Genomic DNA, 25,105 nt, shown 5'->3' on the forward strand with positions numbered 1-25,105 from the left:
ATGGCAGCCACTTTTCCGGGCGTTTGCGCCGTGGTGCCGGCAGCCGGTTTTGGCCGCCGCATGCAAACGGAATGCCCGAAACAATATCTCTCAATCGGTAACAAAACGATTCTCGAACATGCCGTCGCCGCACTGCTGGCGAATGCGTGCGTCCAGCGCGTGGTGATTGCCGTCAGCCCCGGCGATCGGCGCTTCAGCCAGCTACCGCTGGCGCAGCACCCGCAAATTACCGTCGTGGATGGCGGCGCCGAGCGCGCCGATTCCGTGCTCGCGGGCCTGAAGGCGTTGCCGGAGGCGCAGTGGGTGCTGGTGCATGACGCCGCGCGCCCCTGCCTGCATCAGGACGACCTCAGCCGTCTGCTGGCGCTCAGCGAAACCAGCCGTGTCGGGGGGATCCTCGCGGCGCCGGTGCGCGACACCATGAAGCGCGCCGAGCCGGGCAAAACCGCTATCGCCCATACCGTCGATCGTAATGACCTGTGGCATGCGCTCACCCCGCAATTTTTCCCTCGCGAGCTGCTGGTGGATTGCCTCACCCGGGCGCTGAACGAGGGGGCGACCATCACTGATGAAGCCTCGGCGCTGGAGTACTGCGGCTTCCATCCGCAACTGGTCGCCGGTCGCGCGGATAATATTAAAGTGACGCGCCCGGAAGACCTGGCGCTGGCTGAATTTTACCTCACCCGTTCCCGACACCAGGAGAAAGCTTAATGCGAATTGGACATGGTTTTGACGTACACGCTTTTGGCGGTGAAGGCCCAATCATTATTGGCGGGGTACGCATTCCTTATGAAAAAGGGCTGCTGGCCCACTCCGACGGCGACGTCGCGCTGCATGCGCTGACCGACGCGCTGCTGGGCGCCGCGGCGCTCGGCGATATCGGCAAACTGTTCCCCGATACCGATCCGGCGTTTAAAGGCGCCGATAGCCGCGAACTGCTGCGTGAAGCGTGGCGTCGTATTCAGGCCAAAGGCTATACGCTCGGCAACGTCGACGTCACCATTATCGCCCAGGCGCCGAAGATGCTGCCGCATATTCCGCAGATGCGCGTCTTTATCGCGGAAGATCTCGGCTGCCATATGGACGACGTCAACGTGAAAGCGACCACCACCGAGAAGCTGGGCTTCACCGGCCGCGGGGAAGGGATCGCCTGCGAAGCGGTCGCGCTGCTGCGTAAGGCCGAAAAATGATCGCCTTTGACCAACTGACCTGGCTGCACGGCAAGCCGCAGAGCAGCGGGCTGCTGAAAGCCAATCCGGAAGATTTTCTGGTAGTGGAGGATCTGGGCTTTGCGCCGGACGGCGAAGGCGAACATGTGCTGGTGCGGATCCTGAAAAACGGCTGCAATACGCGCTTTGTCGCCGACGCGCTGGCGAAATTCCTCAAGATCCACGCCCGAGAAGTGAGCTTCGCCGGGCAAAAGGATAAGCACGCCGTCACCGAGCAGTGGCTGTGCGCGCGGGTGCCCGGCAAAGAGATGCCGGACCTGAGCAAATTTCAGCTCGAGGGCTGCCAGGTACTGGAATATGCCCGCCATAAGCGTAAGCTGCGTTTAGGCGCGCTGAAAGGCAACCAGTTTACCGTGATCCTGCGCGAGATTAGCCATCGCCAGGACGTGGAGACGCGTCTGCAGGCCATCGCTGAACGGGGCGTACCGAACTATTTCGGCGCGCAGCGCTTTGGCATTGGCGGCAGTAATCTGCAGGGCGCGTTGCGCTGGGCGGAAAGCGACGCGCCGGTGCGCGATCGCAATAAGCGCAGTTTTTGGTTGTCGGCGGCCCGCAGTGCGTTGTTTAATCAGCAAGTCAGTATTAGATTAAAAAAAACGGAATTTAATCAGGTTGTTGATGGCGATGCGCTACAATTAGCGGGGCGTGGGAGCTGGTTTGTCGTCACACCGGAAGAACTCGAGGTTTCGCAGGCGCGGGTGCACAACCGCGAACTGATGATCACGGCTGCGCTGCCGGGCAGCGGCGACTGGGGAAGCCAGCGCGACGCTCTGGCCGCCGAGCAGGCCGCCATCGCCGAAGAAACGTCGCTGCAGGCGCTGTTGGTGCGGGAGAAAGTTGAGGCGGCGCGCCGGGCGATGCTCCTCTATCCGCAGCAGCTTAGCTGGAACTGGTGGGATGACGTAACCGTTGAACTGCGTTTCTGGCTGCCGGCGGGCAGCTTCGCCACCAGCGTGGTCAGGGAGCTTATCAATACAACGGGTGACTATGCGAATATTGCTGAGTAACGATGACGGGATCCATGCGCCGGGGATACAGACCCTGGCAAAGGCCTTAAGGGAGTTTGCCGAGGTCCAGGTTGTTGCACCCGATCGTAACCGCAGCGGAGCCTCGAATTCGCTGACGCTGGAATCATCCCTGCGTACGTTTACCTTTGAAAATGGCGACATCGCCGTCCAGATGGGCACCCCGACCGACTGTGTCTATCTCGGCGTGAACGCGCTGATGCGCCCGCGTCCGGACATCGTCGTTTCCGGCATTAACGCGGGTCCCAACCTGGGCGATGACGTCATCTATTCCGGCACCGTGGCCGCAGCGATGGAAGGTCGCCATCTGGGGTTCCCCGCGCTGGCCGTGTCGCTGAACGGCTATCAGCATTACGATACCGCCGCGGCGGTAACCTGCACCATTCTGCGCGCCTTAAGCCGCGAGCCGCTGCGTACCGGACGGATCCTTAACATCAACGTGCCGGATCTCCCGCTTGATCAAATCCAGGGCATTCGCGTGACCCGCTGCGGCAACCGCCATCCGGCCGACCAGGTGATCCCGCAAAAAGATCCGCGCGGCAACACCCTGTACTGGATTGGCCCGCCGGGCGATAAGCGCGATGCCGGGCCGGGCACCGATTTTGCGGCAGTGGATGAAGGCTATGTTTCCGTGACGCCATTGCACGTCGATTTAACCGCCCATCAGGCGCATGAGGTAGTCAGCGATTGGCTGGAACGTGTCGGGGTTGACGGGCAATGGTAAGTAAACGTGTTGAAAGTTTGTTGAATCAACTGCGCACGCAGGGCATCGTCGATGAGCGTGTCCTCGAGGCGATCGCGCGGGTCCCGCGCGAAAAATTTGTTGATGAAGCCTTTGAACATAAAGCGTGGGAAAACACCGCGCTGCCGATTGGCCAGGGGCAGACCATCTCCCAGCCTTACATGGTGGCGCGGATGACCGAGTTGCTGACGCTGACGCCGGAGTCGCGCGTGCTGGAGATCGGCACTGGTTCCGGCTACCAGACGGCCATCCTGGCGCACCTGGTGCATCACGTTTGCTCGGTGGAGCGGATTAAGAGTTTACAGTGGCAGGCGCGTCGTCGCCTGAAACAACTTGATTTACATAATGTTTCAACCCGTCATGGCGATGGGTGGCAAGGTTGGCAGGCACGGGCGCCGTTTGATGCCATTATTGTGACGGCGGCGCCGCCGGAGATTCCAACCGCGCTGCTGGCGCAGCTGGATGACGAAGGCGTGCTGGTGCTGCCGGTTGGCGAAGAGCATCAGTTTCTCAAACGGATCCGTCGCCGGGGCAACGAATTTATCATTGATACCGTCGAGGCCGTTCGCTTTGTTCCCCTGGTGAAGGGGGAGCTGGCCTGAGACCCGGATTATTCCAGGTTTTTTTTGCCTGACTTTAGGCGTAGGGTGGACGCATTTTTCAGTGTCCTGGCCGGGCGCCGCCCGGTAAGCAAGATATTGGCAGTTAACATATTCCTGGGGGATAAATGAGCGCGGGAAGCACCAAATTTACCGTCAGCCGTATTGCGGCTCTTTCACTGGTTTCACTCTGGCTGGCCGGGTGTACCAACACCAATAATCCGCCAGCGCCGGTTAGCTCTGCCGGCGGTGCCGCCTCTTCCAGCACCAGCTCCGGCATGCTGATTACGCCGCCATCCTCCGGCGTCAAGTCTGCTCCTCAGGCGCAGCCGATCCAGCCGGTACAGACCCAGACCATTCAGCCGCAGCCGACGCCGATGGCGCAGGAGCCGGTGCAGACGGTGAACGGTAAGATCGTTTACAACCGCAAATATGGCGATATTCCGAAAGGTAGCTACACCGGCGGCAGTACCTATACGGTCAAACGCGGCGACACGCTGTTCTATATCGCGTGGGTCACCGGCAACGATTTCCGCGACCTGGCGCAACGCAACAATGTCCCGGCCCCGTACGCGCTGAACGTGGGTCAGGTGCTGCAGGTCGGCAACGCCTCAGGCCAGCCGATCACCGGTGAAAACGCCGTTTCTCAGGCCAGCGCAAGGGCGAGCGGCGGTGCGACAGCCACCACAACTTCTGCACAAAAATCGACCGCGGTGGTTGCTTCACAACCGACTATTACGTATTCTGAATCTTCAGGTGAACAGAGTGCTACCAAGATGTTGCCTAATAATAAACCAGCGACCACGACCACAACGGTTGTCGCGCCGGTGACGGCACCAACAACGGTGAGCACAACCCAGCCGACTGCAAGCAGTACGTCAACCAGTTCGCCGATCTCATCATGGCGCTGGCCGACTGATGGCAAGGTTATCGAGAACTTTAGCGGCGCGGAAGGCGGCAATAAAGGTATCGACATTGCAGGCAGTAAGGGACAGGCTATTGTCGCGACCGCCGATGGGCGTGTCGTCTATGCCGGTAACGCACTGCGCGGCTACGGTAATCTTATTATCATCAAACACAACGATGATTACCTGAGTGCCTACGCTCATAACGATACCATGCTGGTTCGGGAGCAACAGGAAGTCAAAGCGGGGCAGAAAATCGCTACCATGGGTAGCACCGGAACCAGCTCAACAAGATTACATTTTGAAATTCGTTACAAGGGGAAATCCGTCAACCCGCTGCAGTACTTACCGCAGCGATAATTTGGCAAAGTACGGATAAGCGAAGCATCAGCTAACAGGCGCCAGGGCGGTGTCTACGTCCTCTCTCACAGAGAGGGCAGGGGAAATCGTCCAGGCGTCGTTTGTTGATGTGCCGTGGAAGGTGCTTTGCTCAGGGATCACGGGTAGGAGCCACCTTTATGAGTCAGAATACGCTGAAAGTTCATGATTTAAATGAAGACGCGGAATTTGATGAGAACGGAATTGAGGTTTTCGACGAGAAGGCCTTAGTAGAAGAGGAACCCAGTGATAGCGATCTGGCTGAGGAAGAGCTGCTGTCGCAAGGCGCAACACAACGCGTACTTGACGCCACTCAGCTTTATCTTGGAGAGATTGGTTATTCCCCACTGCTGACCGCGGAAGAGGAAGTCTATTTCGCGCGTCGCGCACTGCGTGGTGATGTCGCTTCACGCCGTCGCATGATTGAAAGCAACCTGCGTCTGGTGGTGAAGATTGCCCGTCGTTACAGCAATCGTGGTCTGGCGCTGCTGGATCTGATTGAAGAAGGTAACCTCGGTCTGATCCGCGCCGTTGAAAAGTTTGACCCGGAACGTGGGTTCCGTTTTTCGACCTATGCGACCTGGTGGATCCGCCAGACTATTGAACGGGCGATCATGAACCAAACCCGTACGATCCGTTTGCCGATCCACATTGTTAAAGAGCTGAACGTCTATCTGCGTACCGCGCGCGAGTTGTCCCATAAGCTGGACCACGAGCCGAGTGCGGAAGAGATTGCCGAACAGCTGGACAAACCGGTCGATGACGTCAGCCGTATGCTGCGTCTGAACGAGCGCATCACCTCCGTGGATACTCCGCTGGGTGGCGATTCAGAAAAAGCGCTGCTGGATATTCTGGCCGATGAGAAAGAGAACGGCCCGGAAGACACCACGCAGGACGATGATATGAAGCAAAGCATCGTCAAATGGCTGTTCGAGCTGAACGCCAAGCAGCGTGAAGTTCTGGCGCGTCGTTTCGGTCTGCTGGGTTATGAAGCAGCCACGCTGGAAGATGTGGGCCGTGAAATTGGCCTCACCCGCGAGCGTGTGCGGCAGATCCAGGTGGAAGGTCTGCGTCGCCTGCGGGAAATTCTGCAGGGGCAGGGGCTGAATATCGAAGCGCTCTTCCGCGAATAAGATCTTTTCTCTCAAAAAGGCCCCCTCGACAGTCGGGGCCTTTTTCTTTGCGCTAGCCGAGGCGGGTTTCCTGCAGATGACGCCAGATCATTTTTCCTTCCGCTTGCTGAAAAATCGCCGTCGACCAGCGTACGTTCTCACTGCCATCCGCCAGCGTTTGGCTTTCACGGTATCGCACTGCGGCGCCGTCGTGCCACTCGCTAATGATTTTCGCCTGATCCACCACGATGTGTAATCCCGGACGGGTTGCCCCCGCATGGTGGAAAAAACGGCTCACCGCCGGGTAGTCCATCTTCTCGCCGCCCGGAGGGATCATGATGAATTCGGCGGCAAAACGTGTCATCAGCGCCTCAGCGCTTCCTTCCCCCTGGCTTAACCAGCGTTCAATAAGGACATGGGCGTCGAGGACTTCCTGCAGATAAGGGTTCATGACTTCTCCAGAGTGGTGTGCAGGCGATGGATAATCGCCCGATTGTTCAGCCGCAGGCAAAACAGCAGCGGCAACAGGGTGATGGCAGCGGCGCTAATAAACACCCCCTGCCAGGCGTAGACCGGCGGGAACACCCTCAGCAGCAGGGCGAGCAGCGCGCTGCCGGCAAAGAAGCTGAGCTGGCGGTTCAGATTCCACAGCGCGCTGGCGTCAGGCATCTCTTCGGCAGGCGTATGCAGGAAGGCGCTGCTTTGCGCAGTACTGCTGCATAAGCTGCCTCCGCCGCCCATCAGCGTAAAGGCCAGAATCAACAGCGCCAGCGGGCTGTGCGTATCGATCTTCAGCAGCAGCAGGATCCCCGCCGCCTGAAGCAGGCAGCCGATGACGACCAGCGGCCGGGGCCCGAAGCGGTTGAAATACCTGCCGGTAAAAGTGATGGCGGCGAACGAGGCCAGTGACCAGGGCACCATCAGGGCACCGATGGCCCCCGGCGCCATCCCGGTGACGCGTTGCAGGTAGAACATCCCGACCACGTTGACGCCAATAAACATCCCCGGTACGCAGAGGTAGATCAGCATCGCGAAGCGCAGCAGGGGATCGGCCAGCAACGACAGCGGAAGAAAGCGAGTTGGGCGAACCGGGCCGGGGCTGTCGTTCAGCCATCGCACCGCCAGCACAAAGGTTAGCAGAGCCACAGGCAGGCTGGCGAAAAAGACCCAGCGCCAGCTGAAGGCCTCGACTAACAAGCCGCCGATCGCCGGCGAGCAGGCTGGCGCCAGCAGGCCGACCAGCATCACCGCCGCCGAGAGTTTCGCCCGCTCATGCGACTGAAACAGCGGCCACGTCAATGCCTGGCCAAGGGGGATTAACAGCCCGCCGCCCATCCCCTGCAGCGTCCGCCAGAAAATCAGCTCGCCGAGACTGCTGGCAAGCCCTGCCGCCAGCGCGCCGAGGCTGAACAGCCCCAGCGAAAGTAAAAACAGCCGTTTCGCCCCCCAGCGCTGACTAAGCCAGGCGCTGAACGGCACAACGACCGTCAGACCGAGAATATAAGCATTGCTGACCCACGCCAGCTGAGAGACGGAAACCGTCAGCGCGCGGCTGATGGCCGGGAAGGCGATGCTGGCGATAAACATATTGATTAAATCGAGAAAAAAGCCGAACAGAAAAACGGTGGCAACGCGGTGGCGATAGGTCATGGTTCACTCCCTCAGACAGGCGGTTACTGTAAACCCGGTGCCATGGGGGATAAACGGGGCTAGTCGGGATATACTGTCTGAATATTTTTGACAATCATCCGGACGACAATGCTTAATCTTCAGCGTGTGACCATGTTTATCGCCGTGGTGGATGCCGGCAGCTTCACCCTAGCCGCTGCGGCGCTGGGGCAGACCAAGGCGGTGGTCAGCTTTAACGTGCGGCAACTGGAAAATGAGCTGGGGGTGACCCTGCTGCTGCGCTCAACGCGTCGTCTGCGCCTCACCGACGCCGGGACGCTGTTCTATCAGCGCGGGGTTGCGCTGCTGAAAGCGGCGGAAAATCTGCAGGATGAGGTGCGGGCCAGCCATACCGGCTTAAGTGGCGAGCTGCGGATCACCACCACGCCTGAGTATGGCGCGCAGGTTATCATTCCGGCGCTGGCCGCGTTTGCCCGTCGTCACCCGGCGCTGCGGGTGCGCCACGTTTCGTCCTCCCATCATGCGGACCTCATTTCAGAACGATTTGATGTGGCGATACGCCTCGGTACGCTGGCCGATTCCCGCTATCGGGCGACGCGGATAGCCAGTTTCGCGATCCTGCCCGTCGCCTCTCCGGCCTGGCTGGCAAGCCATCCGGTGCAGACGCTGTCCGATCTGGCGCAAGCTGACTGGATTATTCATGAGCGTCTGTCGGCGCCGCTGCGCTGGCAGCTGCGCACGGATCAACAGACAGAGGTGGATTTCGCCATCGCCAGCGCGCCGCGCTTTTCAGCCGACAGCGCTACGGCGCTGATGAGCTTTGCCCTGGCCGGGTGCGGCATCGCCTTGCTGCCGGCATGGCTGGTAGCCGAAAAAGTGGCGCAGCGGGAGCTGGTGCCGCTTCTGTCGGAATACCATTTCCCACAGCAGGGCGTGTATGCCCTTTATCCCGATGCGCAGCATATGCCGATCCGGGTGCGGGCGTTTATTGACTTCCTGCGCGAGAAGGTCGGTTAAGCGCCCGTTCAGGGCGCCATCATTTTGCGCACCAGCCGGGTGAACTGTTCACGTTCGCCATCGCTCAGGCGGCCGAGAAACTCGTCATCGATCTCATTGCCCTGCGGAATCGAACGGTTAAGCAACGCCTCGCCTTGTTCGGTCAGATAGACAAAACGGCGGCGTTTATCGGCGGGATCGTGTTCCCGGCGCACCAGGCCGCGCGCCTCCATCCGGCTGAGCATCTCCGCCAGCGTGGCCTTGGTACTGACCGCCGCTTCAATCAGCACGACCTGCTCAATACCCGGCTGCTCCGCTACCGAGCGCATCACCGCATACTGAGGTTTAGTCAGGTCCGGTAACGCCTGCTGCCAGCGGGCGGTATGTTGTTGAAAAAGCTGGCGCAGCAGGTGAAATGCTTCGTTTCGTAACTCCATGAATACTCCGTAACAAAACTGTCACCTCTATGATAGCCGTTCGTACGCCATTTTATACCCTTTCTGCGTTTTTGATTAAAAATGCGCACGTATACGAACGATCTTGTCATCCCCGTCCGGAGAGGGTAATTTAAATATAAAGTTCGTGTACGAACAAAGTGAATGAGGTCTGGAATGAAACTGATTATTGGGATGACGGGGGCCACCGGGGCTCCGCTTGGGGTGGCATTGCTGCAGGCGCTACGTGATATGCCGGAGGTGGAAACCCACCTGGTGATGTCGAAATGGGCCAAAACCACCATCGAGCTGGAAACGCCCTGGACAGCGCGCGAAGTGGCCGCGCTGGCGGACTTTTCCCACAGCCCGGCAGACCAGGCCGCCACCATCTCTTCCGGTTCATTTCGTACCGACGGCATGATCGTTATTCCCTGCAGTATGAAAACGCTGGCAGGCATTCGCGCGGGTTATGCCGAAGGGCTGGTGGGCCGCGCGGCGGACGTGGTGCTCAAAGAGGGGCGCAAGCTGGTGCTGGTCCCGCGGGAAATGCCGCTCAGCACGATCCATCTGGAGAACATGCTGGCGCTGTCGCGCATGGGCGTGGCGATGGTGCCGCCCATGCCGGCTTACTACAACCACCCGGAGACGGTTGACGATATCACCAATCATATCGTCACCCGGGTGCTGGATCAGTTTGGCCTCGACTATCACAAAGCGCGCCGCTGGAACGGCTTGCGCACGGCAGAACAATTTGCACAGGAGATCGAATAATGGCTTTTGATGATTTGCGCAGCTTTTTGCAGGCGCTGGATGACCAGGGACAACTGCTGAAAATCAGTGAAGAGGTGAACGCTGAGCCCGATCTGGCGGCGGCCGCCAATGCCACCGGACGCATCGGCGACGGCGCCCCGGCGCTGTGGTTCGATAATATTCGCGGCTTTACCGACGCCCGCGTGACGATGAACACCATCGGCTCGTGGCAGAACCATGCCATCTCGCTGGGCCTGCCGCCCAACACGCCGGTGAAAAAGCAGATTGATGAATTCATTCGCCGCTGGGATAACTTCCCGGTGACGCCAGAGCGCCGCGCCAACCCGGCGTGGGCGGAAAACACCGTGGATGGCGACGATATCAACCTGTTCGATATTCTGCCACTGTTCCGCCTCAACGATGGTGACGGCGGTTTCTACCTCGATAAAGCCTGTGTCGTTTCGCGCGATCCGCTTGATCCTGACAATTTCGGTAAGCAAAACGTCGGTATCTACCGCATGGAAGTGAAAGGCAAGCGCAAACTCGGTCTGCAGCCGGTGCCGATGCACGATATCGCGCTGCATCTGCACAAAGCGGAAGAGCGTGGGGAAGATCTGCCGATTGCTATCACCCTCGGTAACGACCCGATTATTACCCTGATGGGCGCCACGCCGCTGAAATACGATCAGTCAGAATATGAAATGGCTGGCGCGCTGCGCGAGAGCCCGTATCCCATCGCCACCGCGCCGCTGACCGGCTTTGATGTGCCCTGGGGCTCGGAAGTGATCCTCGAAGGGGTCATTGAAGGGCGTAAGCGTGAGATCGAGGGGCCGTTCGGTGAGTTTACCGGTCACTACTCCGGCGGTCGTAACATGACGGTAGTGCGTATCGACAAAGTCTCGTATCGCAGCAAACCGATTTTTGAATCGCTCTATCTCGGTATGCCGTGGACCGAAATTGACTATCTGATGGGGCCGGCGACCTGCGTGCCGCTGTATCAGCAGTTGAAGGCAGAGTTCCCGGAAGTGCAGGCGGTCAACGCCATGTACACCCATGGTCTGCTGGCGATCATCTCCACCAAAAAACGCTACGGCGGTTTTGCCCGCGCGGTGGGCCTGCGGGCGATGACCACTCCGCACGGCCTCGGCTATGTGAAGATGGTGATCATGGTTGATGAAGACGTCGACCCGTTCAACCTGCCGCAGGTGATGTGGGCGCTCTCCTCGAAGGTTAACCCGGCGGGAGACCTGGTGCAGTTGCCGAACATGTCGGTCCTTGAACTTGACCCAGGCTCCAGCCCGGCAGGCATCACCGACAAACTGATTATCGACGCCACCACCCCGGTTGCGCCGGACCTTCGCGGCCACTACAGCCAGCCGGTGCAGGATCTGCCGGAAACCAAAGCCTGGGCTGAAAAACTGACCGCTATGCTGGCCAACCGTAAATAAGGAGAAGAAGATGATTTGTCCACGTTGCGCCGATGAAAAGATTGAAGTCATGGCGACCTCGCCGGTGAAAGGGGTCTGGACCGTGTATCAGTGCCAGCACTGTCTTTACACCTGGCGAGATACCGAGCCGCTGCGTCGCACCAGTCGCGAACACTATCCGGAAGCGTTCCGCATGACGCAGAAAGATATTGATGAGGCACCGCAGGTGCCACACGTACCGCCGCTATTGCCGGAAGATAAGCGTTAATAAAAGGGGCCCGCTAAGTCGGGCCTTTTTTATATTTAGTACAATTATGGAAGCTATTTTTTCATTAAATTAAAAGATTACGTGAGGGGTTAATATACTGGGATGACTTTGCGAGCCTGCTTCCAGATTATTATAAAATCCGTCTGATTAATTCCTTGCAGATAAATTTCACGCCATGACGAGTATAGAATAGCGGCGGGTGCTTGAGGCTGTCTGGCCTTGAGCATTACCAGGACCCCAGACAGACGAAAGCCCCAGGAGATATTTCTATCAACTGAGGCTAGCGAATGAACATAGACAATTCAGATGTTAGTCTCTTCTTTGCAGGGAGGCAAGATATGCTGACAAAATATGCCCTTGTGGCAATCATCGTACTCTGTATTACGGTACTGGGATTTACGCTGTTGGTGCACAGCTCACTATGCGAGCTGAGTATTAAAGAGCGTAATATTGAGTTTAAAGCTGTTCTCGCTTACGAATCGAAGAAGTAGCATCCGCGCGGGGGCAACCCCGCGTATGGGTTGTCAGGACGCATCCTCTAGCACCCATTTTTAGTTTGTTAAAACGGCAGCGCTGAGCGGCGCTGCCGTTTTTCACCTTAATGGGTGGCTAAACCAGGCTTTTCAGACGGTAGATCCACTCCAGCGCCTGACGCGGGGTCAGGGAGTCGGGATCAAGATTCTCCAGTGCCTCAACCGCAGGCGAGGTCTCTTCCGGGGCGGCGAGCAGCGACATCTGCGTGCCGTCGACCTGGGTCGCCGCCGCGTTGGGCGAGATGCTCTCCAGCTCGCGCAGTTTCTGCCGCGCGCGCTTGATCACCTCTTTCGGCACCCCGGCCAGCGCGGCGACCGCCAGGCCATAGCTCTTGCTGGCCGCGCCATCCTGCACGCTGTGCATAAAGGCGATGGTATCGCCGTGCTCCAGCGCGTCGAGGTGGACGTTGGCGACGCCTTCCATTTTCTCCGGCAGCTGAGTGAGCTCGAAGTAGTGGGTGGCGAACAGCGTCAGCGCCTTGATTTTGTTGGCCAGATTTTCCGCACAGGCCCACGCCAGCGATAGCCCGTCGTAGGTGGACGTGCCGCGGCCAATCTCATCCATCAGCACCAGGCTATGCTCGGTGGCGTTGTGCAGAATATTGGCGGTTTCAGTCATCTCCACCATAAAGGTCGAGCGGCCGCTGGCCAGGTCATCCGCCGCGCCGACGCGGGTAAAGATGCGATCGATGGGCCCGATCTCCACCTTCTGCGCCGGGACGTAGCTGCCGATATAGGCCAGCAGCGCAATCAGCGCGGTCTGGCGCATATAGGTACTTTTACCGCCCATGTTCGGCCCGGTGATGATCAGCATCCGCCGCTGCGGCGCCAGCTGCAGCGGGTTGGCGATAAACGGCTCTTTCAGCACCTGCTCGACCACCGGATGGCGGCCTTCGCTGATGCGAATGCCCGGCTTATCGCTAAAGGTCGGACAGCAGTAGTTCAGGGTTTCCGCACGCTCCGCCAGGTTGACCAGCACGTCCAGCTCGGCCAGCGCGCTGGCGCTGGTTTGCAGGTCGGCGAGATGCGGCAGCAGCAGGTCGAACAGTTCGTCATAAAGCTGTTTTTCCAGTGCCAGCGCTTTGCCCTTGGAGGTCAGCACCTTATCTTCGTATTCCTTCAGCTCAGGAATAATGTAGCGTTCGGCGTTCTTCAGCGTCTGGCGGCGCACGTAGTGGATCGGCGCGAGGTGGCTCTGGCCGCGGCTAATCTGGATGTAGTAGCCGTGGACGGCGTTGTAGCCGACTTTCAGGGTATCGAGGCCCAGCCGCTCGCGCTCGCGGATCTCCAGCTTATCGAGATAATCGGTGGCGCCATCGGCCAGCGCCCGCCACTCGTCCAGCTCTTCGCTATAGCCCGGAGCGATGACTCCGCCGTCGCGGACCAGCACCGGCGGCGCGTCAATCACCGCGCGCTCCAGCAGTTCGCGCAGTTCGGTGAACTCGCCCATTTTCTCGCGCAATTTTTGCACCGGCTGACGGTCAACGTCGGCCAACAGCTCACGCAGCAGCGGCAACTGCTGCAGGGCATGACGCATGCGGGCTAAATCGCGTGGACGGGCGGTACGCAGCGCCAGACGCGCCAGAATACGTTCCAGATCGCCGACCTGGCGCAGCACCGGCTGCAGCTCGGTATAGCGCTCCTGCAGCGCGCCGATGGTCTGCTGGCGCTCCACCAGCACGGCGGTATCGCGGACCGGCATATGCAGCCAGCGCTTGAGCATCCGGCTGCCCATCGGCGTCACCGTACAGTCGAGTACCGAGGCCAGGGTGTTGTCGGTGCCGCCGGCCAGATTCTGGGTGATCTCGAGGTTACGGCGGGTGGCGGCATCCATAATGATGCTGTCCTGCTGGCGTTCCATGGTGATGGAACGGATGTGCGGCAGCGAGGTGCGCTGAGTGTCTTTGACATACTGCAGCAGGCAGCCGGCGGCGCACAGGCCGCGTGGGGCGTTTTCCACGCCGAAGCCGACCAGATCGCGGGTGCCGAACTGCAGGTTAAGCTGCTGGCGCGCGGTGTCGATTTCAAATTCCCACAGCGGGCGACGGCGCAGACCGCGGCGGCCCTCGATCAGCGACGATTCGGCAAAATCTTCCGCATACAGCAGTTCCGCCGGATTAGTACGCTGCAGCTCTGCCGCCATGGTTTCGCGGTCGGCCGGTTCACTCAGGCGAAAGCGCCCGGAGCTGATATCCAGCGTCGCGTAACCAAAGCCCTTGCTGTCCTGCCAGATGGCGGCCAGCAGGTTGTCCTGGCGCTCCTGCAGCAGCGCTTCATCGCTGATGGTGCCCGGCGTAACGATACGCACCACTTTACGCTCGACCGGTCCCTTGGTGGTGGCCGGATCGCCAATCTGCTCGCAAATGGCCACCGACTCGCCCTGATTGACCAGTTTGGCGAGGTAGTTCTCCACCGCGTGGTGGGGGATGCCGGCCATCGGGATGGGTTCGCCCGCGGAGGCGCCGCGCTTGGTCAGCGAGATATCGAGCAGCTGCGACGCGCGTTTCGCATCGTCATAAAATAGCTCGTAAAAATCCCCCATCCGGTAAAACAGTAGAATGTCAGGATGTTGCGCCTTCAGCTTGAGATACTGCTGCATCATCGGCGTGTGGGCGTCGAGATTGTCAATTGTGCTCATGGGGTGTTATCCAGATCCCTGATTTGAAATGGCTGCGATTTTGTAGTTGTCGTCGTTATCACATGGATGAGACATGATAACGGAGATGGGCAGGTGAGGGAAACCGACGAAAGCGCGCGGCGCGATCCGGATTCCAGTTGCAGAGGGGGCGGGGTACCGTCACAGTGATTGAACCGCCGCCACGCGATCGTCTTCATACATTACGTTCGCCGTCGATGTTGTTCTGCCTTCTGGCCGCAGACCTCGTTACGACAACGGCTTGTGGTTGCTAGTCGTAAAGCCATTTACCTGCTTTTGCTGATTCGGCAAACATTTTGATGGTTAAAGGTTTACGCGTTTTTTCTACATCTTCTCGTTTTACTTTAAACCACCGAGTTAGCATTGGAGTATTCTCCCAAGGGAAATAACACGACCATTTAACACTGGAAAGATCAACATTAAATTTTTGTTCAAATTTATTTAAAGCGTCATGCAGATCGTCGCCGGGAGCATCAAATAAGTCATAATCAAGTTCCAATGGGATTTCTTTCCAATTTTTATCTAAACGGGTTGAGATCTCATCTTTAAACAAGTCTAAAACCTGATCTTGAATGCTTTTCATTAAAAGGATGTCCATTGTATACGGTCTTTGTGGCGAGCTATTGTTTTGTATTTTCGTGAGTTTTCCTTGAGGCTTGATAAATTGAGTTTACAAGTCCTATCCAACCTAACCACGGAACATAACGGGCGATAACACATCACAACCACCTTTGATTAGTGCCCCACCGTCGTCGTATATCCACATATTACCTGGAATAGCCATGCTTCTTCTTCCCTCTATTATCATTAGTGAGAAAACAGTGTATCGAGTTGATTAAGCGCAGTAAATAATCAATGTGTCGTTTTTGGATTAATACGGGAAATATCTTCTCTGTAATGATGGTTTATATTTAAAAATAGCTGTCGTAAATATTTCATTGGGTTATTACGCCATTGGTATAGATTTTAAATATAAATGACCCTCAATAATATAATGCAGGCAATTATTGCCAGAAAGCGTAAGCGCGGCGCGATCCGGATTCCAGTTGCGCCGCGCGGGGATTATGGCGCCAGATAAACCTGGGGGGCCGCGTTGTCCGGGTGCTGGACGAGGCGGACATCCGCCCCGTACCAGCGATGGATAACCGGCTGCTGGATCACCTCCTGCGGCGTGCCCTGGGCGACCAGATGGCCCTGGTGGAGCAGCAGAATGCGGTCGGCCCACAGGGCGGCGAGGTTAAGGTCATGCAGCACCACGCAGACATGCAGTTGCCCGCCGGCGGTGAGCCGTTTGAGCAAACGCAGCAGGTGCTGCTGATAGTAAAGATCCAGCGCCGAGGTGGGCTCATCGAGAAACAGCCAGCCCTGCGGCGCGCCGTCGCGCCACAGCTGCGCCAGACAGCGGGCCAGCTGCACCCGCTGCTGCTCGCCGCCGGAGAGGCCGGGATAGCGGCGACCGGCAAGGCCATCGCAGCCGGTGACGGCCATCACCGCCGCCAGCACCGCCGGATCTGCCGTCGCGCCCCACGGTGCGCGGCCCATGGCAATGACCGTTTCCACCGTCCAGTCGGCCTGCAGGGCCGTTCGCTGCAGCATGACCGCCCGACGGCGCGACAGCGCCTCGGGGGACCAGGCCTCCAGCGGCTTGCCTGCAAGGCGGCGGGTGCCGCTGTCCGGAGTCAGATAGCCGGTCAACAGCCGCAGCAGAGTGGATTTCCCGGCGCCGTTCGGCCCGATAAGCGCCGTCATCTCGCCGCCGCGCAGCGCGACGGAGACGTTGTCGATAACCTGTCGTTTACCAAGGTGAAGTGACAGCCCCTGGGCGCAATATTCATTAACCATGTCTGGAGTTCTCCCGACGAAAGACCAGCCACAGAAACCAGGGGGCGCCCAGCAGGCTGGTGAGCAGACCGACCGGCATCTCCGCCGGCGCCGCCACGGTGCGGGCCAGGGTGTCGGCCAGCAGAAGCAGGATTGCGCCGGCCAGCAGCGAGCCGGGGATCAGTCCGCGATGGTCCGGTCCCAGCCACAGGCGCATCAGGTGCGGCACCACCAGGCCGATAAAGCCGATGACTCCGCTGATGGCCACCGCGGCGGCCACCAGCACCGCGCTGCACAGCAGCAGCCAGCGCTGTAGCGCCTGCACGTTGACCCCGAGATAGTGTGCCTCTTCATCGCCAAGCTGCAGCAGATTGAGGCGGGACGCCATCCACCACACCGCCAGCGCCGCCGGGATAATCAAGGTCGCGGCCACCAGCAGCGTCGGCCATTCGGCCTGGCCCAGACTGCCCATTCCCCACAGCGATAGCTGGCGCAGCTGGGCGTCATTGCTCAGCCAGGACAGGACGCCGACCAGCGCGCCGCACAGCGCGTTGATGGCGATCCCCACCAGCAGCAGGCGCGACAGCGAACCCTCCTCCGCCCGGCTGAGGATGAAAATCACCACCATCACCGCCAGGCTGCCAATAAACGCCGCCAGCATCGGCATGTACAGGGCGATCAGCCCCGTAGCGGAGAACGGAAGCACCAGCCAGCTGGCCACCGCCAGCGCGGCGCCGCTGCTGATGCCCAGCAGGCCCGGGTCGGCAAGCGGGTTGCGAAACAGCCCCTGCATCACGCAACCGGAGAGGGCCAGCGCCGCGCCCACCAGCAGGGCCAGCAGCACCCGCGGCAGACGGATACTCAGCCAGATGTGGCGCAGCATCTCATCCCCGGAAGGCAGCAGGTTGACCAGCGGCAAGCGCATAGCGCCGAGGGTGGTGGCAAACAGCGTCAGGGAGACCAGCAGCAGCGTCATCAACAGCAAACGGGGGGCGAGGGCAGGGCGCATCAGGGCAACTGCTCCGCTTTGTTTCGCAGCGCGATTATCGCCTGCGGTGTGCGCGGCCCGAAGCCGAGCAGGGCCATATCGTCGATCGTCAGCAGCTGTTTATGACGCCCCGCCGGGGTCTGTGCCAGACCGGGCAGTTTCCACAGCCCGGCTTCGCCGCCCATCCCTTTGAGACCATCGGCGGAGATCACCACCAGATCCGCCTGGCTGGCGGCGACCCCTTCCTGCGACATGGCGCGATAGTGGTCGAAGCCCTGCATCGCGTTCTGCAGCCCGGCGGCGCGAATGGCGCCATCGGCCGCGGTGTGCTGTCCGGCCACCAGGGTATTCATTCCGCCGTGGCTGAGAATAAACAGCACCCGCTTAGCAACCGGCTGCGTGGGAATGGCGGCGATCTGTTGCTGAAGCTGCTGGCGCAGCGCGTCGCCTGCCGCCGTTTTGCCTAACGCTTCGGCAATGACAGCCACTTTGTTATCGATCGCGGACAGACTTTCGCCGCCCGGCACGTTAACCACCTTCACCCCGCTCGCCTGTACTTTGTGTAAGACCAGCGAGGGCTGCGCCTGGGCGCTCGCTAATACCAGCTGCGGGCGTAACGCGAGGATCCCCTCGGCGTTCAGCTGTCGCAGGTAGCCGACGTCCGGCAGCTTTTGCGCCGCCGGGGGCCAGCTGCTGGTGCTATCCCGCGCCACCAGACTCTGTTCCGCGTCAAGGGCATAGACGATCTCAGTGACATCTCCGCCGAGGGTGACGAGTCGCTCAACGGCAGCGTGGCTCAGCAGCGGGAAAGCGATGAAGAGCAGTAACCAGCGCATCATGCGGGCAGTCCTTCACGGGTCAGACGATCTACCTGCTGGCGCCATTGTGCCTGCTCGGGGTGGCCTTCGCTGCGCTGGCCATAGAGCTGGGCAATCTGGGTGCCATCTTTGGCGAACAGTTCGACGCTGGTGACGTGTCCATCTGAGGTCGGTTTACGGGTCACCCACACTTCATCGAGGCTCTCTTCGCGCAGATGCAGGGTAAAAGTGGTATTGAAGATATTCAGCCAGCCGCGCATGGGGGCCAGCTTTTCCAGGGCGCCGGTGAAGATCTGCACGCAGCCGCGATTGCCGACGAAAATCATAATTTCATTACCTTCCTGGCGCACCGTCTCCAGCAGCGACGGCAGCGCATGGCGATCCACGCGGCAGGCGAGGTCGTCGCTCACCAGACGGAAAGCCTGCTGGCGGGAAAGCTGATATTTACGCAGCAGACCGAAGAACTGGTGAACGTCGGTCATCGCGCGCCAGTCGTTCTCCAGGGCGGCGCCGTCGGCGGTATCGGCATATTTCACCGGCTCCAGCGGGCGCAGGGCCAGCGGTGCCGGCGCCGCCACCCGATGTTCCGCGATCAGGGTGTCCCAGGCCGCCATGTCGGTCTGCGTGGTCGCATAGACTTTCAGCAGGGCGTCGCCGTGGTGGTCGAAAAACTGGATGCTCTGGCGGCCATTATCGTTCAGATGGAAGGCGCTGGCCCACTGGCTGAGGAACAGACGCAGGTCGAGCGCGCGCGGGTTCAGTACCAGCCCGGCGTGGCCGCTGAGGTGCTGGTGCGTGAACTGGCCCACCTGTTCATGCACGGCATACTCGTTGCGGCAGATGCATTTGGTTTCGCCGACGCGCTCCAGGGCGGCAATCAGCGTCCGGGCGTCATCGCTCAGGCGCACGGCATCATGGCCGAGGCGGGCGGCGGTCAGCTCGGCTTCGCTGATCCCCATTTCCGCGGCGATATCGCGGGCATATTTCGCGGTACTGGCCGCTTTGGTGGCCTGGTAGCGCTGCCACAGGTCAGGGTGTGCATTTGGCATAATCATATCCTTCTCGACGATGAATATCCCCGGCCGGCGGGCCGGGGGCAGGTGCGTTATTATTCGGGCAATCAGAAGTCGACGTTGACGCCCAGCTGCCAGGTGCGGCCCGGCATCACCGCCAGCGCTTTATCGTTGGCGTCCTGGTTGGTGCCGGTCTCGATATTGCGGCTGCTCAGGTAATCCCAGTATTTACGATCGGTGAGGTTGTAGACCCCGCCATTGAGGCGCACGTTTTTCGCCACCTGCCAGTACGCGGTCCAGTCCAGCATGCCGTAGCCCGGCACGCGCATATAGTCGCTGCTGGCATCGGTAATGGCGGACCCGCTGTTGCTGTAGCTTTCGCGGTTGGTGGCGGTCGCCTGTTTCCCTTTGACAAAGGTCGCCGTCAGGGCGGTGCCGTAGCGTTTCGCCGGATCATCCCACGCCACGCCGACGATGGCTTTCATCGGCGCCACGCTGTCGAGGTCGACGTATTTATCGCCGCTGTAGCTGGATTTCGATTTCCCTTCGCTATAGCCGAGGGCGAGGGTGGTGCTCAGGCCGTTCACCTGCTCAAACCAGGTGCCAAAGTTAAATTTGGTACTGATCTCACCGCCGTAGATATAGGCTTTATCGCGGTTTTCCGCCTGATAAATGGTGTAGATGTTCGACGGCACATTCGTGAACTGGCCCGGATTATTGGCGCGGGTATAGCGCGTATAGGCGATAAAGTTCTTATAGCTGTTGTAGAACAGCGCCGTGCGCACGGTGATGCCTTCGGTGACTTCCCCCTTCAGCCCCCACTCGAGATTATCGCTGGTTTCCGTCTTCAGATCGGTATTGCCGATCAGGGCATACTGCTGGCTGCCGGCGTAGCTGGAGCCAAGGTTCCAGGAGCCATACAGCTGGCTGGCGTTGGGGAACTGCGCGCCGCGCTGGTACTGCAGGTAGGTCATCAGGCGCGGGGTGAGGTCGTACTGGAAGGTCAACGACGGCAGAACCTGGGTATCGCTGTTTTTGCCGTACAGATTCGCCACCGACGACTCGGTCAGTACGCTGCTGTTGGCGGCAAGGTCGGACAGATTTTCCGGCTTAGTCGATTGATGCACCACGCGCACGCCGGGAATAATGGCGAAGTTGTGGCTATCAAGGTCGAAGTTGATCTTATCCTGGACAAAGCCGCCGAGGGTGTAGCTGCGGCTGTCTGCCTCCGGCTGCATGATCTCGCTGTAAACGCTGGGGATCGGCGACTGGCTGAACGGCCGCTGGGTTTTGCTGGTGCTGGCGTTGAAGCCGGCGCTCAGATCGTGGCGGCCCAGGGTTTTCGCCAGCGCGGTCTGCAGGCCCCAGGTGTCGGTATCGTAGTTGGAGTTCACCGTCTGCATTCTGCGGGTGACGCTGTCCGGCATATAGGTCCAGTCATGGGCTTCGGTATGCTGGTAGTAGATTTTCGTGGAGACGCTGTCGAGGTAGTCGTTCATCGGCGTCCAGTCATCCTTCAGGCTCAGGCCCCAGCGCCGGGTCTGGCTGGTCTGGTTGGCGGTGCCGATGGTGCTGTTGCCGCTGGAGTCCCAGGTATCGTAGTGGGTGTGGTTGGTTTTATGGTAATAGTCGAAGGTGCTGGTCAGTTTGTGTTCATCGTTAGGTTGCCAGATCCCGGAGGCCAGAAACGCATCGGAGTGCCAGTTCGCCGGGTAGGCGTCGACGGTGCCGCTGTTGTTTTCGGTTTCCTGACCGTCACGGCGGCTGTAGACCAAAATTCCGCGCAGGAACTCATCGCCGCCGGCGACGGTCACCCCGTTGTGCCAGCTGCGATCCGCAGAGTCGTAACCGCTGCGGTAGCCGAAGGCGCTGGTCTTGCCCGGGCGCAGGTAATCATCCGCCGATTTCGGGCGGAAGGAGACATTTCCCCCGATAGCGCTGTTGGCCGTTTCCGTCGAGGTGGCGCCGGACTGAATATCCACACTGCCATACATATACGGGTCGATATAATCGCGGCCGATGCCGAAGGTGTTGAGGCCAGCGCGGCCGACGTAGCCGCGGCCGGTGGCGTTGGGTTGGGCGATACCGTCCACGTCGATGCCGACGCGGTTGCTCTCCATGCCGCGGATGTTGTAGCCGGTGTAGCCTCCGCGGTCGAAGCCGCTTTTGCCGTTGCCGGAGCCGCCGCTGGCCCCGGTGGCGCTGATGAGCGGCTCATAGCGCATGATAGAGCCAAAATCGTTAGCGCCTTTATCCTCCAGCTCCTGGGCGCTGATGCTGTGCTCACTACCGGCTTTCTGCACCGGTGCGGGGGCGGTGACGGTCATTTGTTCCGAGGTGTCATCCACCGCCTCGCCGCTAACGGCGGAAGTGTCTGCTGCGATGGCAGAAGTCTGATAAATTGCTGCAAGCAAAGAGGTCACCAGCAGGCGTTTTTTACACCATGCTGCTGACGGAGTCGATTTGTACATAGTCGCCACGCCTTGATCGTTATTAGTATCGGCTCACGCGTTACTTCCAGAGTTGCAGGTTGCTCCGTCTTTTCCGTTGCGGATGGGGTCTTACTCCATTTGTTGATTGCGAATGGTAATGATAGGTATTATCGTTTGCAACAAAATAATCATGTGTTCTTCATTTAAACTGCACTTTGTTTACAATTTGCCCTTTCAGACTTAGCGAGACGACGATGAACTCAAAAGCGGCCATCACCATCACCTACTGTTCCCAGTGCAACTGGATGCTGCGCGCCAGCTGGATGGCGCAGGAGCTGTTACATACCTTCAGCACCGACATCGCCTCGGTGACGCTGGTGCCGGGGACCGGCGGGATCTTCACGATCGATGTCGGCGGTCAGCAGATCTGGGAGCGCAAGCAGGATGGCGGTTTTCCGGATGCGGCCGAGCTGAAACGCCGGGTGCGCGATGTCTGTTTCCCGGAGAAGCCGCTGGGCCATGTGGATAAAGGTGAGCAGAAGGGGTGACAACCCCCTCCGGGCGACAAGCGCCCGGAGGAGAAGCCGTTAGCGGGCTAACTGCACGTCAACCAGCACGCTTTGTCGGCGGGTGCGTATGAGGGTGACCGCTTCTTCCAGCACGCCGGGGAGATCCTCGGCCCGGGAAACCGACAGGGCCGCCGCGCGGCTGGAGGCGGCGATCGCGGCGAAATCCGGCGAGGTGGTAAAGGCGGTGGCCGGAATGGTCTCCGCGCGGGCGGCGTAGCCGTCCGGGTAGAGCGCTTTGGTGCCGCCCGCGACGGCGCCCCATCCGCCGTTATTTCCGACCACGACGAGGACAGGGAGCTTCATTACCTCCGCAATATGGTGGCAGACCGCAGGGTTGGCGAACAGGTACGACCCGTCGCCGACGGCGGCAATAATCAGCTCTTCCCGGCGCGCAAGCTGCAGCCCCAGCGCGATAGGCAGGGCTTCGCCCAGGCCGCCGGCCAGCGCTTCCTGGTAATAGCTCTCGGCATGGATCAGTCCGGCAAACTGCGGCAGCGTGGTCAGTTCAGAAACGATCCGGCCACGGTGTTGATTCGCCAGATGGCCGAGGCAGTAGCTGAGCCAGGGTTTGGTAATGGCCCCCGTCTGGCTGGCATGGAGAAGCGCGTCGCGCTGGTTTTTCTGTTGCTGGATGCGGTTTTGCGTATATGCCGCCCGCTCCGCCACATGTTGCTGGCGGGCGGCCTGCAGCGGGCGCAGCGCCTCTTCCAGCAGGCTGAAGACTTCATCGGTCTCGCCCGCCAGGTTGATGTCCGCGCGATAGCCACGTACCGGGTAGCGGGAGAAGAGCGGATCGGGGCCCATCTGGATCACGGTGCAGTCCTGGCGACAGTCGCCCTCGGCGAGCATCCATGGCGCCTGCGAGTCGACCACCAGAATCACATCGGCGTCGGCGAGCCAGGCGCTGGGATCAGCCCCGGCGAGCAGTGGGTTATCGGCGCTCAGGGTCACCTCGGTACCCCAGTATTCCACCAATGGGATCGCCCATTCGCGCACCAGGCTATTAAGTCGCGCAAAGCCACCCGCCGTTCGGGCGCCGCGCTGGGCGAAGATGACGGGATGCCTGGCGCAGGCGATTGCCTCGGCGGCCCGGGCGATATCTTCCCGGACTGGCGCATAGCGGACCGGCTGCTGCGAAGGACCGGCCTGCAGCGCGGCCTCATCAATGGCAAAGGTCTCGCACAATGGCTCGCGCGGTAAGCTCAGGTAGACCGGCCCTTTCGGCAGGGAGCTGGCAATCGCCCAGGCCCGGTCAACATGCTCGCCGATCTGATCGGCCAGCCGCAGTTCAAAATCCCACTTCACGGATTCACGGATCAGCGCCGCCTGGTCGCGCATCTCCTGGCCGTAGCCAATCGGCGTATTGCGGCAGCCGAAGTGGGAATGTTCGCTAATCGGCGTGCGACCGCCAAAAATCAGCACCGGGATATTGCTGTTCGCCAGATTGATGACACCGCAGGCGGCGTTGGCTAACCCGACGTTGGTGTGAACCATTACCGCCTGCACCTTGCCAGTGCCGAGGTAGTAGCCGTGCGCCATGCCGATGGCGGCGTTTTCATGCGGGCAGATCACCAGCTCGGGTACCTTTTGCCCGGTCGCCCGGGCCTTTGCCCAGGCTTCAACAACCGGCGGATAATCGGTGCCCGAGTTAATAAAAATATATGCCACGTCCAGCGCCTGTAGCCGATGCAGTAACAGTTCAGCAGCCGATAATGTGATAGAGGCCATATTCTCTCCGTATTCACGCGGTGTAATCGCGGTAATTAAAAGGTTAAGAAAATAAATCCGCCCATCGTAATGATGGAGGCAATAATACTCAGCGCCATCGTCGAGGCCATTTCCTGCTCGCCGGTTTTATACTGCATGGCAATAATTATCGCGATGGAGCCTACCGGGATAGCCATCGTCAATACGACTTCCTTTATTTGCTCCATGCTGAAGCCCATTTTTAATAACAGGAGATAGCAGGCGCCGGGCACCAAAATATTGCGGGCGATAACGGTGATAATGGTAGCGGTGGTGATAACAATGCTGCGTGTATAGAGCACGATCCCGGCGGCAAACAGCGCCAGCCCGCCAGAGGCTTTACCCAGCAGACCCAGCGACATCGAGATAGTCTGCGGAATATGGATATCCGCCAGCACGATGATCAGGGCGATCACCGGTGACCAGACCACAGGTTGTTTAATGGCGTTTATCACCCGTGTGCCAAAGGAGATATGCTGGCTTTTATCGCCAGTGGCGACCGACATCAGAATCATCACCAGCGGCAGCTGGAAGACATTTTGCGTGATGCTGGACACCGTGATCAGCGACGCGCTGACGGTGCCAAATAAAAAGGCCAGCACCGAGGTGCCGATGAAAGGAACCGCCGGCGAGCCGATGGCCAGCGCCTGCAGCGTACTGAGGGCGAGGTCGCGTCGGAACAGATAGCGGGCGACCAGTAAGGGAATGACGAAGCTCAGAATCAGCGCGAGGATAATGGCCACCGCAACCGGGCCCATGGTCATGACGATGTGCCGCGGCGTCATCACCATATTGCTGAAAATACTTAGCGGTAATGCATAGAGCATCACAATTTTATTGATGTCTCCTGCCTGCTGCCAGTTAAAGTCTTTTCGTTTACCGCTAATATAGCCGATGATGACGGTAATGATGACCGGTAATATAGCGCCTGAAATTAATAGAATATTGTTCTGTGTCATGGTGATATATTCTCATTATAAATTATCTTCGGGTCCGCAATTCGTTTTTGCCGTGCGTAATGAGGTTAATAAATCC

The 25,105-nt window shown here is 59.5% G+C and carries 25 protein-coding genes and 2 pseudogenes; 13 read left to right on the plus strand and 14 right to left on the minus strand.

Translation table 11 applies throughout. The features are described from left to right. The 7 genes from ispD to rpoS all read left to right on the plus strand — a co-directional run bounded on the left by ispD (position 1) and on the right by rpoS (position 6,011). Positions 1 to 711 (plus strand): 2-C-methyl-D-erythritol 4-phosphate cytidylyltransferase, encoded by a 711-nt coding sequence (gene ispD, locus AC3EMD_RS05110; RefSeq protein ID WP_008806223.1) that lies wholly within the window; start codon positions 1 to 3, stop codon positions 709 to 711. Then, positions 711 to 1,190, plus strand: a complete 480-nt coding sequence (gene ispF / locus AC3EMD_RS05115; RefSeq protein ID WP_008806222.1) for a 2-C-methyl-D-erythritol 2,4-cyclodiphosphate synthase — start codon at positions 711 to 713, stop codon at positions 1,188 to 1,190. The genes ispD and ispF overlap by 1 nt, the downstream gene beginning before the upstream one ends. Then, complete coding sequence (gene truD, locus AC3EMD_RS05120) at positions 1,187 to 2,236, plus strand: tRNA pseudouridine(13) synthase TruD (protein WP_012540736.1); 1,050 nt, start codon at positions 1,187 to 1,189, stop codon at positions 2,234 to 2,236. Before ispF ends, truD begins: the two co-directional genes overlap by 4 nt. Continuing rightward, a complete protein-coding gene (surE, locus tag AC3EMD_RS05125) occupies positions 2,217 to 2,978 on the plus strand; it encodes a 5'/3'-nucleotidase SurE (protein WP_016161720.1) in 762 nt (253 codons plus the stop codon). The genes truD and surE overlap by 20 nt, the downstream gene beginning before the upstream one ends. Continuing rightward, the gene (locus tag AC3EMD_RS05130) at positions 2,972 to 3,598 is read left to right on the plus strand and encodes a protein-L-isoaspartate(D-aspartate) O-methyltransferase (protein WP_008806219.1); all 627 of its coding nucleotides are present in this window, start codon (positions 2,972 to 2,974) and stop codon (positions 3,596 to 3,598) included. Before surE ends, AC3EMD_RS05130 begins: the two co-directional genes overlap by 7 nt. Positions 3,599 to 3,723: 125 nt before the next feature. After that, entirely contained in the window at positions 3,724 to 4,860 is a 1,137-nt protein-coding gene (gene nlpD / locus AC3EMD_RS05135; protein WP_032733713.1) for a murein hydrolase activator NlpD, read from the plus strand. Between the two features lie 158 nt (positions 4,861 to 5,018). Then, the gene (gene rpoS / locus AC3EMD_RS05140; RefSeq protein ID WP_002915106.1) at positions 5,019 to 6,011 is read left to right on the plus strand and encodes an RNA polymerase sigma factor RpoS; all 993 of its coding nucleotides are present in this window, start codon (positions 5,019 to 5,021) and stop codon (positions 6,009 to 6,011) included. A 52-nt stretch (positions 6,012 to 6,063) separates the two neighbouring features. Here rpoS and AC3EMD_RS05145 read toward each other — a convergent pair whose 3' ends face one another. Both AC3EMD_RS05145 and AC3EMD_RS05150 read right to left on the minus strand, forming a co-directional pair. After that, the gene (locus tag AC3EMD_RS05145; protein ID WP_008806216.1) at positions 6,064 to 6,441 is read right to left on the minus strand and encodes a DUF4440 domain-containing protein; all 378 of its coding nucleotides are present in this window, start codon (positions 6,439 to 6,441) and stop codon (positions 6,064 to 6,066) included. Then, positions 6,438 to 7,640: an MFS transporter gene (locus AC3EMD_RS05150; RefSeq protein WP_022066410.1), complete on the minus strand. Its 1,203-nt coding sequence runs from the start codon at positions 7,638 to 7,640 to the stop codon at positions 6,438 to 6,440. Before AC3EMD_RS05150 ends, AC3EMD_RS05145 begins: the two co-directional genes overlap by 4 nt. A gap of 108 nt (positions 7,641 to 7,748) precedes the next feature. On the opposite strand from AC3EMD_RS05150, the gene AC3EMD_RS05155 reads away from it, so the two are divergent. Beyond that, positions 7,749 to 8,636, plus strand: coding sequence for a LysR family transcriptional regulator (locus AC3EMD_RS05155; protein ID WP_248179349.1), 888 nt, complete (start codon positions 7,749 to 7,751; stop codon positions 8,634 to 8,636). An 8-nt stretch (positions 8,637 to 8,644) separates the two neighbouring features. Here the strand turns inward: AC3EMD_RS05155 and AC3EMD_RS05160 are convergent, their stop codons facing one another. Further along, complete coding sequence (locus tag AC3EMD_RS05160) at positions 8,645 to 9,052, minus strand: MarR family winged helix-turn-helix transcriptional regulator (RefSeq protein WP_008806213.1); 408 nt, start codon at positions 9,050 to 9,052, stop codon at positions 8,645 to 8,647. A gap of 174 nt (positions 9,053 to 9,226) precedes the next feature. Here AC3EMD_RS05160 and AC3EMD_RS05165 point away from each other — a divergent pair, with 174 nt between their 5' ends. The 4 genes from AC3EMD_RS05165 to AC3EMD_RS05180 all read left to right on the plus strand — a co-directional run bounded on the left by AC3EMD_RS05165 (position 9,227) and on the right by AC3EMD_RS05180 (position 11,985). After that, positions 9,227 to 9,820 (plus strand): non-oxidative hydroxyarylic acid decarboxylases subunit B, encoded by a 594-nt coding sequence (locus AC3EMD_RS05165; protein WP_002915099.1) that lies wholly within the window; start codon positions 9,227 to 9,229, stop codon positions 9,818 to 9,820. Next, entirely contained in the window at positions 9,820 to 11,247 is a 1,428-nt protein-coding gene (locus AC3EMD_RS05170) for a non-oxidative hydroxyarylic acid decarboxylases subunit C (RefSeq protein WP_004205612.1), read from the plus strand. Before AC3EMD_RS05165 ends, AC3EMD_RS05170 begins: the two co-directional genes overlap by 1 nt. A gap of 10 nt (positions 11,248 to 11,257) precedes the next feature. Continuing rightward, a complete protein-coding gene (locus AC3EMD_RS05175; RefSeq protein WP_002915098.1) occupies positions 11,258 to 11,494 on the plus strand; it encodes a non-oxidative hydroxyarylic acid decarboxylases subunit D in 237 nt (78 codons plus the stop codon). Between the two features lie 338 nt (positions 11,495 to 11,832). Continuing rightward, on the plus strand, positions 11,833 to 11,985 hold the full coding sequence (locus AC3EMD_RS05180) for a Hok/Gef family protein (protein WP_002915097.1): 153 nt from the start codon (positions 11,833 to 11,835) through the stop codon (positions 11,983 to 11,985). A gap of 118 nt (positions 11,986 to 12,103) precedes the next feature. On the opposite strand, the gene mutS is transcribed toward AC3EMD_RS05180, so the two are convergent. The 9 genes and pseudogenes from mutS to AC3EMD_RS05225 form a co-directional block, all read right to left on the minus strand. Continuing rightward, the gene (gene mutS, locus AC3EMD_RS05185; protein WP_012967342.1) at positions 12,104 to 14,665 is read right to left on the minus strand and encodes a DNA mismatch repair protein MutS; all 2,562 of its coding nucleotides are present in this window, start codon (positions 14,663 to 14,665) and stop codon (positions 12,104 to 12,106) included. A 268-nt stretch (positions 14,666 to 14,933) separates the two neighbouring features. Continuing rightward, a complete protein-coding gene (locus AC3EMD_RS05190) occupies positions 14,934 to 15,281 on the minus strand; it encodes a DUF1493 family protein (RefSeq protein WP_008806210.1) in 348 nt (115 codons plus the stop codon). Next, positions 15,266 to 15,399: pseudogene (locus AC3EMD_RS05195) on the minus strand (STM2901 family protein); the annotation flags it as partial. The pseudogene AC3EMD_RS05195 and the gene AC3EMD_RS05190, both read right to left, overlap by 16 nt. Then, positions 15,399 to 15,467 (minus strand): annotated as a pseudogene (locus AC3EMD_RS05200) (type VI secretion system tube protein Hcp); the annotation flags it as partial. The pseudogenes AC3EMD_RS05200 and AC3EMD_RS05195, both read right to left, overlap by 1 nt. A gap of 278 nt (positions 15,468 to 15,745) precedes the next feature. Then, positions 15,746 to 16,525 (minus strand): heme ABC transporter ATP-binding protein, encoded by a 780-nt coding sequence (locus AC3EMD_RS05205; RefSeq protein WP_023298138.1) that lies wholly within the window; start codon positions 16,523 to 16,525, stop codon positions 15,746 to 15,748. Beyond that, positions 16,518 to 17,513 carry a FecCD family ABC transporter permease gene (locus AC3EMD_RS05210; RefSeq protein ID WP_012967344.1) on the minus strand — a complete coding sequence of 332 codons (996 nt, stop codon included), beginning with the start codon at positions 17,511 to 17,513 and terminating at the stop codon, positions 16,518 to 16,520. The genes AC3EMD_RS05205 and AC3EMD_RS05210 overlap by 8 nt, the downstream gene beginning before the upstream one ends. Continuing rightward, positions 17,513 to 18,331, minus strand: a complete 819-nt coding sequence (locus AC3EMD_RS05215) for a heme/hemin ABC transporter substrate-binding protein (RefSeq protein WP_012540746.1) — start codon at positions 18,329 to 18,331, stop codon at positions 17,513 to 17,515. Before AC3EMD_RS05215 ends, AC3EMD_RS05210 begins: the two co-directional genes overlap by 1 nt. Further along, a complete protein-coding gene (locus AC3EMD_RS05220; protein ID WP_012540747.1) occupies positions 18,328 to 19,359 on the minus strand; it encodes a hemin-degrading factor in 1,032 nt (343 codons plus the stop codon). The genes AC3EMD_RS05215 and AC3EMD_RS05220 overlap by 4 nt, the downstream gene beginning before the upstream one ends. Positions 19,360 to 19,430: 71 nt before the next feature. Then, positions 19,431 to 21,794, minus strand: a complete 2,364-nt coding sequence (locus AC3EMD_RS05225) for a TonB-dependent receptor domain-containing protein (RefSeq protein ID WP_048268098.1) — start codon at positions 21,792 to 21,794, stop codon at positions 19,431 to 19,433. 215 nt (positions 21,795 to 22,009) lie between these two features. On the opposite strand from AC3EMD_RS05225, the gene AC3EMD_RS05230 reads away from it, so the two are divergent. Then, on the plus strand, positions 22,010 to 22,303 hold the full coding sequence (locus tag AC3EMD_RS05230) for an Rdx family protein (RefSeq protein WP_023323185.1): 294 nt from the start codon (positions 22,010 to 22,012) through the stop codon (positions 22,301 to 22,303). Between the two features lie 39 nt (positions 22,304 to 22,342). On the opposite strand, the gene AC3EMD_RS05235 is transcribed toward AC3EMD_RS05230, so the two are convergent. Together AC3EMD_RS05235 and AC3EMD_RS05240 are read right to left on the minus strand one after the other, a co-directional pair. Beyond that, positions 22,343 to 24,052 carry a thiamine pyrophosphate-requiring protein gene (locus tag AC3EMD_RS05235; RefSeq protein WP_023323184.1) on the minus strand — a complete coding sequence of 570 codons (1,710 nt, stop codon included), beginning with the start codon at positions 24,050 to 24,052 and terminating at the stop codon, positions 22,343 to 22,345. A gap of 35 nt (positions 24,053 to 24,087) precedes the next feature. Beyond that, on the minus strand, positions 24,088 to 25,029 hold the full coding sequence (locus AC3EMD_RS05240; protein WP_008806201.1) for an AEC family transporter: 942 nt from the start codon (positions 25,027 to 25,029) through the stop codon (positions 24,088 to 24,090). Positions 25,030 to 25,105 lie beyond the last annotated feature (76 nt).

Source organism: Klebsiella sp. PK18, from assembly GCF_057784655.1.